The sequence below is a fragment of the Vespertiliibacter pulmonis genome, assembly GCF_013377275.1.
GTDB classification, from domain to species: domain Bacteria; phylum Pseudomonadota; class Gammaproteobacteria; order Enterobacterales; family Pasteurellaceae; genus Vespertiliibacter; species Vespertiliibacter pulmonis.
In genome coordinates this window covers 41,596-54,412 of record NZ_CP016615.1, presented here as the reverse complement: position 1 = coordinate 54,412, position 12,817 = coordinate 41,596, and the positions used below count along the sequence as shown (strand labels likewise).

Here is a 12,817-nt window from a genome sequence, read left to right as displayed (position 1 = left end):
TATTTTCAAATCAATCTTTAGTTTACTTTTGTTTTGTTGTGGTTTAACATTGGGTTTATTTAACTAAACAAAAGGAAACTGTATGACACCGCTAGAGAAAGCCATTCGTGCAGCTGGTTCACAAACTAACTTAGCGAAGGCTATTGGTCAAAGCCCGCAATTTATTTTCCAAATGAAAAAACGTGGGGGGCAAATATCTACTCGAGTTGTATCTCCTGATGAATGGGTAAAAGCAACAGGATTGAGTAAAAAGGAATTATTTCCTGAATACCACGTTTAATTTACCACTTCCCCTTAAATAAATATTCAAGAAAAAAGGACAAATTTTCATGAACAGCAAAGATATTCAGCGATTACTTCTCATAGATTGTAAAAATTCGTCTGGTGGAATTACTTCTTTAGCTCATGCATTAAGTAAATGCCCCAAAATATTCAGCAATAAAATCAATGTGGAATGTGAATCAAATCACTTATCGTTTCAAGAAGCGATTGATTTGATTGTAATGACGAACAGTATTCGAACGTTATCCGCAATGGCTTCATCGGTCGATCATATTCTTGTGCCTATGCCAAATTGCAATGTCAGCAATGCTGATGTTGTGCAACGGTTTGTGGATTTATCTATCCAGTGTGGGCAATTAGGACAAAAAATGAAAAAAGCGATGGCAGAAGATTCTGAACTTGGCGTTGCTCTTTCAATAAAAGAAAAACGAGAGATGGCAAATGTGGTTAAGCAAATGACCGCTATTTGCTTGTGTTTGGAATTGGAATTAGATGAGAAATAAAAAAATGCCACCGTGTGTGGTGGCAAGTTTTAATCAACCTAACGGAGGTTTATTTTGAATACGAGTCAATTATTACCGATACAGAATAAAAATGCAAGCCTTACGATGAGCAGTCGTGAAATTGCAGAGTTAGTAGAGTCTAGACACGATTCAGTTAAAAGAACGATTGAGCGTTTACAGGAAAAGAAACTAATTCAACTTACACCAATGGTGGAAGTTAAAAATCATTTAGGTCAGTCAGTATTTGAATATCAACTTATTAAACGTGATACCTATATTGTGGTTGCTCAATTATCACCAGAATTTACGGCTCGTTTAGTTGATCGCTGGCAAGAATTAGAAAACCAACAAGCGGTTAAATTGCCACAAAGTTTTTCAGAAGCGTTGTTGTTAGCAGCAGAGTTACAGGCGGAGAAAGAGCGTAATGCGCCGAAGGTGGCTTTCGTTAATCACTATGTTGAAGTAGGAACAAGTAAATCGTTTCGTGAAGTGGCGAAGATTTTAAAAATGCCTGAAAAGGCACTTATTAGCCGTTTGATTGAAGACAAATGCTTATATCGTCAATCGGGCAATTTATTGCCTTATCGAACAGCTCATTCAAAGGAATTGTTTACTGTGAAAACGGGGACAGCCGAACACGGACATAATTACACACAAACAAGAGTAACAGCTAAAGGGATTGAGTGGATTGCTCAACGCTATGCTTCGGAGTTAATGCTATGAGCAAATTATTGATAGATGATCAACCACTGCAAGTTTTGCCTGCGTTAGCAGAGGCAATTGGGTTAAATGAAGCCCTTGTATTGCAACAGATCCATTGGTTGTTAGAGCGAAGCCGTAATCAAGCAGAAGGTAAATCTTGGGTATATAACACTTACGAACAATGGAGAGAAAATCACTTTAGGTTTTTTTCCTTATCAACGGTTCGTAGAACAATTGATAACCTTGAGAAATTAGGGTTACTTATTTCCACGACAAAATTTAACAAAATGAAAGTGGATAAAACAAAGTGGTATTCCATTGATTATCAGGCGTTAAATGCCCTTGAAATTACGACTGCTAAAAATGACAGACCATCTGCTCAAAATGAGCAGTCGAACGGTTCAAATTGGACAGATGTGTCTGTTCAATTTGAGCAGACCAATAACCAAGAGAATATCCAAGAGACTCCTACAAGAGATATTAAAAAAACTACGCAAAAAAAATCTGCGGATTTGGACTTGTTGGAGGAATTCGGTATCACTGGGCAACTGGCAGAAGATTTTATTCGGCTTCGCAAAAGTAAAAACGCCCCGATTTCTAAAACGGCGTTATCCCGATTGGAAAAACAAGCTGACTTAGCAAAACTACCACTTCGGGAGGTGGTGGAAATTATGATTGAGCGAAATTGGCAAGGCTTTAAAGCCGATTGGGATTGGCAGAATGGAAAACCTCGTGCTTCAAACGGGACAACGGCTAAAGACTCGTTCAGTGATGAAAATACCGATTGGTGGGTCGGCAAAACGATTGAAATTAGAGGTCAGCGATGAAATCAGTAGAACAACTTGCACAACCGAGCTTAATTGGGCGTGAGCCGCACTATCAAGCACCGACAAAGCAAGAAATTCCCTCTCAAGTTGCTCGATTTGTGGATAGATTGTTTACCCGACTAAAAGCGATTTTCCCCGCGTGGAAATCAGCATTTGCCTCAGAAAATGATTACAACGAGGCAAAAGTTATTTGGCTTGAAGCCTTGGTGAATAATGGGATTACTACGGCAGAGCAGTTTAAACAGGGCATTGTTCAAGCAGAAAAATCGGAAAGCCCATTTTTCCCTAGTGTGGGGCAGTTTATCGCTTGGTGCAAATTGGTTGATTATTCTGTTTTAGGACTACCCGATGAAGAGCAATTATACCGCCGTATTCAAGCATTTATGGGCTACGGAATGGAGAATTTGCACGAGTTTAAGTTTCATTCACACGCTGAATACTGGCTGATTACGGGGCTGTATTGTCGTAATAAGACAGGGGAATGGACGGAGAAACAATTACGAGAATCCATTAGCAAAGAGCTAGTAAAAATGGCGAAGCGGTTGAAGTCGGGTGAGGTTATTCCAGCACCTAAAATCACCTTGCCAAGACAGGAAAAACCGAGATTGAGTAGAGAAGAAATTTGCCAGCGTTGGCAGCAATTACGTTCAAGTTTGGAGGCTAAACAATGAGCTTTGACAAAGATACTTACCGTACCCCTCGTTATGTGTTTAATTGGTTAGAACAACGTTTTGCGTGGTTTGATTTAGACGGCTGTGCGACAGCACAAAATACTCTGTGTCATCGTTGGATTGGCAAGGGAAGCGATATTATGGAAGATTTTCTCGCAGAGGATTTTGTCGAGTGTTTGCTCGATGAAGTCGCAGAGCAATGCGGTATGTTACGCATTTTCGTCAATCCGCCGTATAGCAATCCAATGCCATTTGTGAAGCGTGCCGTAGCGTTAGTTGAAGCGGGTCATTTGGTTGTGATGTTACTTCCAGCGGATAAATCCACAAAGTGGTATCAAGTTATTCAAGAGAATGCGAGTGAAGTGATAGACATCATCGGTGGTCGGATTAACTTTATCAATCCAGCTACAAACCAAGAGGCGAAAGGCAATAACAAAGGCTCAATGGTCGTGGTGTTTGATCCCTTTATGCAAGGGTTCGTTACTCGCCAAGTAACGTTAGATTTTGTGAAAGCGAGTGGTGGGTATGGCAAGTAAAGTGAAACGAAAAACGGTTATCTGTGCGGTGAAATACCCGAATGGTGAAGTGATTGCAGAAACAGAATACGACCGTAATTTATTAAAAAGCCTTCCGATTGGTTCGGCTGTAAAGATTATTCCTTTTTCAAATAATCGCAATTACCAACATCACAAGAAATTATTTTCGTTACTCGAGATAGGCTTTGAGTATTGGCAGCCTGAACTAAAAGTCATTTCAGATAGCGAAGAATGGGCATTTTATACCCCACTAAAAATGTTAGCTCAGTCAAGCAATATTGATTTTGATGCGATTAAAGTTTTTGCAGATCAATGCCGTAATGAGTTGAAGCAACGCCGAGAAAATAAGCTTGATTATGAGGGAATGAAAACCCTTGAAGGCTACTTAAATCACGTAATGCTCAAAGCAGGTTTTTACGATATTAAGCCCGCAATAAGTGGTGGCACATTTAAAGAACGATGGTCGATAGCCTTTGACAATATGTCTCAAGAACTTTTTAACGAAGTTTATAAAGGCGTATATGGCGTGATTTGGAATGAAACGTTATGCGGTGTCTATGAAAATGAGTGGCAGTTAGACAACAAAATTAATCAATTAGTTGGGTTTTATTAAGAAAGAAATGAAAAAGTATAAAGACGATATTTTAGGTTACTTCACACTGATTTTTATCGCTGTGGGGATTTACTGGTTGCATTGGGGGTAGGTATGGCAAAGAGACCGAAAGAGCAGAAATGCCGAGCCTGTGGTAATTATTTCATTAAGACGTGGAGTACTACGCAAGTGGTTTGTTCGGTGAAGTGTGCAATAGTGATAGGTAAGAAGAAAGCCGAAGAGAAACGTAAAAAACAGGATAAAGCAGACCGCTTGCAACGGAAAGAACGGTTACAAGCATTAAAAAACCGTGCGGATTGGTTAAAGGATTTACAAACGGTATTCAATAAATTTATTCGCCTACGGGATAAAGATTTGCCGTGTATTTCTTGTGGTCGCCATCACTCGGGGCAATATCACGCTGGGCATTATCGCAGTGTTGGGGCTTGTCCTGAACTCCGTTTTGATGAGTTAAATGTTCATAAGCAATGTTCAGTGTGTAATAACCATAAGAGCGGAAACATTACAGACTATCGAATTAACTTAGTGCGAAAAATTGGGACAGAAGAGGTTGAACGGTTAGATCAACACAATCACCCGCCTTTAAAGCTAACGATTGATGAGATTAAGGATTTGATAAAGGTTTATAAGGCGAAAGTAAAGGAGTTGGAACGTGGCTGAGAAATTATTGGAGCAACCAAAACAAGAGTGGATTGAGAACCATTTGGAAAAGTGGGGAGCTTGGGTATTCAGTGGGTTAGATTTTGAAAGCCGTATGAATATGATTGCGAAGTTAATGCTTTCAGCCGACCCCGACCGAATTGCGGTACCTGAACGTGAGATGTGTGGTGATGAATTGGGATTAGTGATTAGTTCAGTGGTCGGATATTGCATTAAGAACCCGTGTCCGTTGGATTACAAGTACCTTGAAGCGAAGTATGTTTACGGACGTTCGGTCTATGCGATTGCGAAGTATATGTGGGCGAAAGATAAGTCAATATCAGTAAATGCGTGGTATAAAAGAGTTACACAAAGCTTAAAATCATCAGAATGGATTGTCGCTAAGTTTCTCGATCTTGCGCTTAAAAATCATAAAAATGCGGACAAGTTGAAGAAATTTGCTTTTAGCGTGTAAAAAACTATTGAATTTGGTGGTGGTTTCATATACTATATCAGCAATGTTGGTCGTGTTGTAAGCGGTTTCAACGAAAAGAATTTTATCAGCCCTGAAACAGAAATGTTTCGGGGCTTTATTTATTCTGTTGTTCTGCAAATTGTTGTACAGCTTGGGTAACCAGTTGCGTTTGAGAGATGTTCAGTTCTTTGCTTAGTTGTTCAATTAAAGCGATAGTATCGAGATGAAGTTTAAAGCCTTTTACTTTAACGCCTCGTTTTATATCGCTACGTTTTTGAATTTCAGCTATTGACATTGCCATAGTATTTTCCTTATTATTGGCTTTGAAGAACGAGAGAGGTTTCCCCCTCTCGTTGAATTATCATCAAATTAGTAGGCTGGGGAGCTCATCACTAATAAGATGATAACTAGGATAATGTATTTAAACATTTGGTTATCCTCTTCAAAGTTGGTGGGATTAAAGGTCGCCACCAGCTCGTTTTAGCGAGATTGCTAAAACAATTTGATTGTAGGTTAAACTACAATATATTGCAAATACTTTTTACAGCCCTGATCGGAAACGGTCGGGGCTTTTTGTTTTTAATAATTAAGGAGTTCTTATGGATTTAATAAAATGGATTGAAAGTCAAGGTTACAAAGTTACTAGTTTAGGTGCTCAGCCTCCTATTTTTGAACGTTATAAGCCAATTAATAATAAGATTAATAATGGGATAGTTACACCATTAAATCATAAAGAAATGGTGAAAGCATTATTAGATAATGCAAAGAAGAATAATGTAAAGTGCCCTGTATGCAATAAAGAGAATTGCCCTATTTTTTTGAGAGATTTAATGGTATTGAATAAATCAAAAACAGATAGTGATGTTCTTAGGAATATGCTGTTAAAACATTCGCAAAATAAGTCAGATGAGATTACAAAATCTAATGAAATTAAATCTCAATTTAATAAGATTGAACAAGATATTTCCGAACAACTGGGAAAATTAGGTATTCCTTATTCTAAAGAAGTTCAGTCCCAAGCCTTTATCAATTATTATAATGCAATGCATTATTTAGATATATCGAAGACCAATAACCCCACAAGATATAAAGATGTATATCGTGGTTATTCTCCTTTATATGGTTATACAAAAGATGAGATAGCTCGTATTGCAATTTGGGGCTTCAATGATATTGGACAGCGAATTTCGGCAGGGGCAAATTATGCAACTGTGATTAGTATCAAAGAGATGATCATGCCATATGTTTTAGCAGAAGGTGTTGGTGGAACTGCATCGGGAGGAGTTTATGGTTATTTCTCATTGAAGAATAATGTTTTCTCTGCAAATTTAGGTATTAATAGTAGTAATAAGGAAGTTTTGAATAATAGTAGTTTTCATCCATCAACTGTAAGCATTTATTCAAATGATGGCCATTTAATTTTGAAAAAAGGCATCAGACAGTACCAAAATGTAGTTCATCATCCTAATGAGCGAAATATTGGTGGTATTGAGGCAGTTATTCCAGAGCATTATCGAGGCACAAAGTTAACGATTGTAGCGAACTTAGCCTTTCAGTATAATTCAGGAAGTGGGATTGTGCCAGCTGGAGAGTTTACTGATGTTAAAAAAGAGGTTTTATTTAAGTAACAGAATTATTTCTATCATAGTGATAATTAGTGTTTTATTTTTTTGTTGGTTTACTTATGTTCAAGCTGAACAAAGGAATGAAATTCGGGCGAGAAATATTATTATTATAAAAGCTAAGGCTGAAAATGATACGCAGACTTTATTAGATATAGAACGTTACCTTGAGAAAAAAATGCAGTCAGAATTTTTTCAAGATCATAGGGTACAGTATATGCAAGTTCTTCTTGTATTGAGAAAATTTGACAAGATTATTGATGTTTTTGATAAAGATATTCATAGTCGTAAGAATCTGCGAACAGACATACCTTATATTGTTTGTGTCTCTAAATATAAGCTTAATCTTAATGGCAAGGAATGTGCTGAGGAATATTTAAATACATTAAAAAAAGATCCTTTATATTATAATAATTTTATGTATTGGTTGTTTGCTATCTTAGCAGGTAAAAAATCTGTTGAATTAGAACAAGATGTTCATAAATCTACAATGGATAAAGAATTTTTAAGAAGATTCTTAGAGTTAGAAGTGACAGAGGATACTATTATAAATTCTTTCTAGGTAATATATTACATAATCTAACCGCTTGCATAGCAATATGTAGGCGGTTTTTTATTAGGAGAAAGGAAAGTAATGAAGAGATACAACTTTCTATTTACGTTTACGCATAACGGTAAAGAACAGGGTATTCCTATTCAAGCTGAAAGCGTGAGTGATGCAAAGGCTTTAGCGAAGAGTATTACGGATGGTTTACATTATGCAAATGATTACGAGGAAGTCGTAGAGCAAGCTGATTCATTTAAAGAGCAGAAGATAGCTTGGATTTGTGCTAAACCCGTTGAAGAACTTCCCTTTCCATTTAAGCAGCTAAAACAGGCTGCTTTATTTTTTGCTTATGGCACTGACTGCCAATGCTGTTTGGGTTATCGCATTATGGGTGCGTTAGTTCTTGGTAGTATTGCAGGTTATTTGGTGGGGTAAGGGTAATGGCGAAGAAATCTTATGACTGGGTCGCAATTAAAGTTCAGTTCATCAATTCTTCGCTAACCATCTCTGAATTTTCAGAAAAATATAGTATACCGTTTGGTACTCTGAAGAAGCAAGTGGCACAAGGCTCTTGGCTAGATGAACGATCCCAAGTTGGTACTGAAACGGTACGGAAAAGCGTAGAAGTATCTTCTGATATACGGGCGTACCAATTAACGGAACTGGATAATAAAACATTAGCATTAATTGGTAAGGCTCAAGATAAATTAGCAAGAATGATTGAACAGTCGGCTGAAGCAAAAGAGCTGAAAAGTATTTCAAGTGCGATTGTGGATTTGCAAAAAGGTTATCGATTGGCTCTTGGCGCAAGTACAGAAAACCAATCTAAACAAGATGTCAGTGAGTTTGCAGATTGGGTTAAGGAGATAAGTCGTGAATGATGAAGAATTTGAGCTTCTACGGCGAGAGTTTCGGATTAACTTTCCTTTCTATACGGCGAAATGTTTAAAAATTAGAACGAAAACAGAAGGGGTGCAACCATTCTTGTTAAATTCGGTTCAGCGTGATTTAAACGATCGCATTGATAATGAACTGGCAATGAAAGGACGAGTTCGCCTTATTATTTTAAAGGCGCGTCAGATGGGGATTAGTACCTTTGTGAATGCAAAGTTCTTTCATCGTTCTACTTTTTATCCAGGTGTTAAATCAATGGTGCTAACGCATTTAGACAGTGCGACAAAAGAGCTGTTTGAGATGACACGCCGTTATTATGATTATTGCCCTGATGAGTTTAAGCCTAAAGCGAGCAAAGACAATACAAATGAACTGGCATTTAATGATTTAGACAGTGCAATGAAAACAGCGACAGCGGGTAGTAAGAATGTGGGACACGGTTCAACAATTCAGTGTTTACATTGGTCTGAGGTTTCTCGTTCTAAGCATCAAGCAGAAATGACAACAGGGGTAATGCAGGCAGTGCCAAGTGGTGATGGTTCTATGATTATTCTCGAATCTACTGCAAATGGTATTGGTGAGTATTTTCAGCAGACGTGGGAAGAAGCCATTCGAGGTGAAAATGAGTTTACGCCAATTTTTTATCCGTGGACGGCAATGTCTGAGTATCGCCAATCTGCGGAGGGGGTTGAGTTTAGCCAAGATGAGCGAGATTACCAAGCATTGTATGGGGTTGATGATGAGCAGTTAGCTTGGCGACAGAATAAAATGCGGCAATTTAAAGGCTCACCTGAGGAAAAGTTAGCGCAATTTCGAGAGCAATATCCTATCACGCCTGAAGAAGCCTTTCAGTCTAGCGAAAATGCGTTCATTCATAGTGCTGCTGTTAAAGAGGCTCGCAAAGCAAATCTTGAACCTTATGGTGCAATAGTTTGTGGGGTCGATCCTGCTGCAGGTGGTAAAGACAGCACGGCGATTGTTATACGACAGGGTAAAAAAGTTTTAAAAGCCTATCGCTTCAAGCACCCAGATTTAATGGCGATTGTTGGTCGCTGTGTTGATGTTTTGCATACTTATAAAGTCGATATGATGTTTGTTGATGCCGTCGGCCTAGGGTTGGGCGTACATGCTCGTTTGGTTGAACTTGGGTATGCTGACAGAGTTCTTGATGTTAAAGCAAGCAGAAGAGCTGATGAACCTGATGCCTATGTGAATAAGCGAGCAGAAATGTGGGACAGGATGTCGCAATGGTTTGATAACGGTGCGGATATTCCTGATAACGATATTTTTGAAAGTGATTTATTAAGTTTAACCGCAGACTATGATTCGAGCCGAAGATTAAAAATGCAGAGTAAACAGGCATTGAAGTTTTCACCTGATTTAGCTGATGCTCTTTCATTTACGTTTGCATTAAACCATGTAATGCCTAAATCGGAACAACCTGAAGAGTATGAAGGGTTGAGTAGAGCACCAACTTATGGAGGGAGTATGTTAAATGGAAAAGTTTAACGATGATGAAATTGATTTGCCTGATGATGAAGATGAATTAGAAGACGTCTACGATGAATTAGCTGAAAAAGTGGTGGAATGTTTTCGGCAGGCTAAACGTTATCGTACATCCTTAATGGTTCAAGGAAGAAGCATTGAAGATTGGTTGGTCAGATTAGATGATGCGTATCATAAAATTCACGCCCCGGAAGAATTAGAAGCAAGACCCAATATGCGGTCGTATTTTGGGCTAATTCAATTAAAAGTGAATATGATTAGTAGCTATATGCGTTCTAAATATGCTAACCCGACTAATCCACCCTTTAATATTACGCCTACACCGATCGTTGAATTACCTGAAAATAAACAAGAGCAAGGATTAGAGCGTGTAAAAGCTCAATTACTCAATAAATTGATTGAGGCAAATTTACCCCCTGAAGCGATTATGGGTGAAGATGGATTCTTTCTTCCTGAAGTGGCGAAATTTATTGCGGAACAAGCAAAACAAGCTAAAGAGTTATTACGGCAAGAAGAGTCTCAAATCGCAGCAGATGCGACTTCTAAGATGGTGAGGCTAATTAAAGATCAACTTGTTGAAAGTAATTTTACTCGTACATTGAGTGAAGCGTTATTTGATGTTGCATTACAACCTGTAATGGTCGTGGCTTATGAGAATGAAGCGGTCATTGATTATCAATGGAAGAAAAACAAGTATGCAAAAGAAACGGTAATTCGCCCCACCTTTAGACGGGTTAATCCTGTGAACGCATTTTTTGCCCCTGATGCAACCAATGCACAAGATGGCTCGTTCTTTATTGAATTAGCAAAGCGGACAAAAGCCCAGTTATCCTCATTTATTGGTAAGGAAGAGTTGGGTTATAACGATGATGTCCTCAAGGATATTATTGAAAATGGCGATACAAGTTGGCTTGGCTTAGAGACCGATAAACAGAGCCTTTTAGATTACCCATTAATCGAAGATGAAATTCATACCTTACGTTGTCAGATGTTAATTCAAGGACAAGAACTCATTGATTATGGTGTTAAGTTAAAAGAAAGTGAAGCATTAGATTATTTCAATGCAGATATTGAAGTGTGCGATGGTAGAGTTATTCGATGTCAAATAGTCGCTCACCCTAAAGGTGAACGCACTTATTTTAGTGCCAGCTATAAACGTATTGCAGGGGAAGCCTATGGCATTTCGGTTGGAATGATGATTTATGACCGACAACAATCGATTAATCGGACACAGTACTCAATGCTACTTAATGCGATGTACGCTGCAGGACCAATGATTGAAGTTGATGCGGATAAATTTAGTGAACCATCAAAGGTTACTTTTGAGCCATTTGTAAGAATTTATTCTAATCCAACCCGAGAAAACAATGGGCGAGGTATTACGCAACATTCTATCCCAATGACATTCCAGCCGTTGTTCAAATTTCTAACTGATGAAATACGTCTTGCCGACGATGAATGTGGATTGCCTTCTTTTTTGAATGGTAATGTGGGTTTACAAGGTGCAGGGCAAACATTGGGTGGATTAGCAATGATGCAAGATAATGCCGTATTAGGTTTAGAAGATTGTGCATTTCAAATTGATGAGTACTTTATTCGTCCAGCGATTACATTGATGTACGCTCGCAATCTTTTAGGTGATGATGACAGCGTCAAAGCAGATGCAGAGATTATTCCAACTGGGCTTTTAGGGCTAAAAACCGAGTTGAATAAAGCAAAAGAGTTAGCAGGGCTTGTGCCACAAGCGAGCCAACTTTCACAACAAGGGCTTGTACCGCAACAAATGGTTGCAGATATGGTCCGAGATTATTTTAATTCAGCAGGGATAAATACTGACCGCTATATGCCAAGTAATGGGGTGCAGTCTGACCTGAACAACGCTCAACTGGCATCGCAGGAGAGTAAATTAGACGGAAGGAGTTTAAGGGTGATGTAATGAAAATTGATTTAGACCCAGTGCATCAAGGTGATCAAGTTTGGCACGATAGATACGGTTACGGTATCGTTCAGCGTGTTCAATCAGGCACTTGTGATGTGAAATTTAATGAATCCACTAAAGTGCTGACTTTTACAGAAGGCGGTTACGCCGGTGGATTTAAAGTTTTATGGTGGCAACGACCGATCGCCTTTACACCACGAAAAGGGCAAGATTACGGCAAGTTTCACGATTTAGTGGCGGTGTTGTTTGATAATTTATATGGGGGGAAACAATGAGCTGTGATCCAACTATACTCACGGTAATTTCCCCAGAAATTGTAGATATTAAGGGCTTTTCTGTACAAAGTGCGGTTAGAGTTACGGCTTATGGCTTAACCAATGAACAAACAGTTACCTTTCAACGTGTGCATTATTGTAGTTCACAACCACGCTTTGAACGTAACGGTTGTGTATTGATTAGCCCAAGTAAACGGGAGCTGAGTTCTGCAATTGACTATCAAATTGGCACTTGTTCTCCAAGTCTTACGCCCAATCGTAACAGTTTAATTATCCCTTACGCTGGCAATTACATTCCTGTTGTGAATGGAAACCCAGTAGATTTAGTTGTGGAAATTGAACCTGTAACAAGCCGTGAGTTCAGTCATCAAGAATTAGGAATTGACCCTTGCGGGTTTTGTGTTGATACAACGTGGGAAACAACAGGAGCAGAACGATGTAATCAGCATTTTATTGAACAAGAAGAAATCAGTAATTGCGGTAACTTGCGTTGGGTGCGAACAGAAAGGCGGTGTGGTTATTACGCTAGTGTGCCTTTACCTATTACTTTAGATGAAGGCGATTGTTGCGGTTCAGTTTTTATGGGCTATTTATTTCACCCTGATGAAACGCGTGATCCTGATGCAACGGTGGCAATCCGAGATTGTGAAAAAATCGTTGGTTATGCGTATCCAACGGCTGGTGATGGGCATACGTTACCGATTGAAGAATGTGGCGGAAATATTGTGGGTTATGCTGTAAATAATTCTGCAACTGCCCCACAGATGATTAATTGTAATTAAAAGG

At 38.7% G+C, this 12,817-nt stretch carries 18 protein-coding genes; 17 read left to right on the top strand and 1 reads right to left on the bottom strand.

Translation table 11 applies throughout. The features are described 5' to 3' along the window. The first annotated feature begins 82 nt into the window (after window positions 1–82). From A6B43_RS00370 to A6B43_RS00330, 9 genes are all read left to right on the top strand, one after another. Window positions 83–280, top strand: coding sequence for a helix-turn-helix domain-containing protein (locus A6B43_RS00370; RefSeq protein ID WP_124210622.1), 198 nt, complete (start codon window positions 83–85; stop codon window positions 278–280). A gap of 49 nt (window positions 281–329) precedes the next feature. Further along, a complete protein-coding gene (locus A6B43_RS00365) occupies window positions 330–785 on the top strand; it encodes a phage regulatory CII family protein (RefSeq protein ID WP_124210621.1) in 456 nt (151 codons plus the stop codon). 105 nt (window positions 786–890) lie between these two features. After that, on the top strand, window positions 891–1,508 hold the full coding sequence (locus tag A6B43_RS00360; RefSeq protein ID WP_124211018.1) for a phage antirepressor KilAC domain-containing protein: 618 nt from the start codon (window positions 891–893) through the stop codon (window positions 1,506–1,508). Further along, window positions 1,505–2,314, top strand: a complete 810-nt coding sequence (locus A6B43_RS00355; RefSeq protein ID WP_124210620.1) for a hypothetical protein — start codon at window positions 1,505–1,507, stop codon at window positions 2,312–2,314. Before A6B43_RS00360 ends, A6B43_RS00355 begins: the two co-directional genes overlap by 4 nt. After that, entirely contained in the window at window positions 2,311–2,985 is a 675-nt protein-coding gene (locus A6B43_RS00350; protein WP_124210619.1) for a replication protein P, read from the top strand. Before A6B43_RS00355 ends, A6B43_RS00350 begins: the two co-directional genes overlap by 4 nt. Then, window positions 2,982–3,521, top strand: coding sequence for a phage N-6-adenine-methyltransferase (locus A6B43_RS00345; protein WP_124210618.1), 540 nt, complete (start codon window positions 2,982–2,984; stop codon window positions 3,519–3,521). The genes A6B43_RS00350 and A6B43_RS00345 overlap by 4 nt, the downstream gene beginning before the upstream one ends. Beyond that, the gene (locus tag A6B43_RS00340; protein ID WP_124210617.1) at window positions 3,511–4,134 is read left to right on the top strand and encodes a DUF1367 family protein; all 624 of its coding nucleotides are present in this window, start codon (window positions 3,511–3,513) and stop codon (window positions 4,132–4,134) included. Before A6B43_RS00345 ends, A6B43_RS00340 begins: the two co-directional genes overlap by 11 nt. A gap of 93 nt (window positions 4,135–4,227) precedes the next feature. Next, window positions 4,228–4,794 (top strand): recombination protein NinG, encoded by a 567-nt coding sequence (locus A6B43_RS00335; RefSeq protein WP_124210616.1) that lies wholly within the window; start codon window positions 4,228–4,230, stop codon window positions 4,792–4,794. Then, window positions 4,787–5,248 (top strand): antiterminator Q family protein, encoded by a 462-nt coding sequence (locus tag A6B43_RS00330; protein WP_124210615.1) that lies wholly within the window; start codon window positions 4,787–4,789, stop codon window positions 5,246–5,248. The genes A6B43_RS00335 and A6B43_RS00330 overlap by 8 nt, the downstream gene beginning before the upstream one ends. Window positions 5,249–5,363: 115 nt before the next feature. Here A6B43_RS00330 and A6B43_RS00325 read toward each other — a convergent pair whose 3' ends face one another. Then, window positions 5,364–5,549 carry a ribbon-helix-helix protein, CopG family gene (locus tag A6B43_RS00325; protein ID WP_124210614.1) on the bottom strand — a complete coding sequence of 62 codons (186 nt, stop codon included), beginning with the start codon at window positions 5,547–5,549 and terminating at the stop codon, window positions 5,364–5,366. Between the two features lie 298 nt (window positions 5,550–5,847). On the opposite strand from A6B43_RS00325, the gene A6B43_RS00320 reads away from it, so the two are divergent. The 8 genes from A6B43_RS00320 (at window position 5,848) to A6B43_RS00285 (ending at window position 12,813) form a co-directional block, all read left to right on the top strand. Further along, window positions 5,848–6,876 carry a hypothetical protein gene (locus A6B43_RS00320; protein ID WP_124210613.1) on the top strand — a complete coding sequence of 343 codons (1,029 nt, stop codon included), beginning with the start codon at window positions 5,848–5,850 and terminating at the stop codon, window positions 6,874–6,876. Further along, window positions 6,848–7,432, top strand: coding sequence for a hypothetical protein (locus tag A6B43_RS00315; RefSeq protein ID WP_124210612.1), 585 nt, complete (start codon window positions 6,848–6,850; stop codon window positions 7,430–7,432). The genes A6B43_RS00320 and A6B43_RS00315 overlap by 29 nt, the downstream gene beginning before the upstream one ends. A 72-nt stretch (window positions 7,433–7,504) precedes the next feature. Beyond that, window positions 7,505–7,852 carry a hypothetical protein gene (locus A6B43_RS00310; RefSeq protein ID WP_124210611.1) on the top strand — a complete coding sequence of 116 codons (348 nt, stop codon included), beginning with the start codon at window positions 7,505–7,507 and terminating at the stop codon, window positions 7,850–7,852. 5 nt (window positions 7,853–7,857) lie between these two features. Further along, complete coding sequence (locus tag A6B43_RS00305; protein WP_124210610.1) at window positions 7,858–8,298, top strand: hypothetical protein; 441 nt, start codon at window positions 7,858–7,860, stop codon at window positions 8,296–8,298. Beyond that, window positions 8,291–9,820, top strand: a complete 1,530-nt coding sequence (locus A6B43_RS00300; protein WP_124210609.1) for a hypothetical protein — start codon at window positions 8,291–8,293, stop codon at window positions 9,818–9,820. Before A6B43_RS00305 ends, A6B43_RS00300 begins: the two co-directional genes overlap by 8 nt. After that, entirely contained in the window at window positions 9,807–11,753 is a 1,947-nt protein-coding gene (locus tag A6B43_RS00295) for a hypothetical protein (RefSeq protein ID WP_124210608.1), read from the top strand. The genes A6B43_RS00300 and A6B43_RS00295 overlap by 14 nt, the downstream gene beginning before the upstream one ends. Further along, complete coding sequence (locus A6B43_RS00290; RefSeq protein ID WP_124210607.1) at window positions 11,753–12,031, top strand: hypothetical protein; 279 nt, start codon at window positions 11,753–11,755, stop codon at window positions 12,029–12,031. The genes A6B43_RS00295 and A6B43_RS00290 overlap by 1 nt, the downstream gene beginning before the upstream one ends. After that, window positions 12,028–12,813: a hypothetical protein gene (locus tag A6B43_RS00285; RefSeq protein WP_124210606.1), complete on the top strand. Its 786-nt coding sequence runs from the start codon at window positions 12,028–12,030 to the stop codon at window positions 12,811–12,813. Before A6B43_RS00290 ends, A6B43_RS00285 begins: the two co-directional genes overlap by 4 nt. Window positions 12,814–12,817 lie beyond the last annotated feature (4 nt).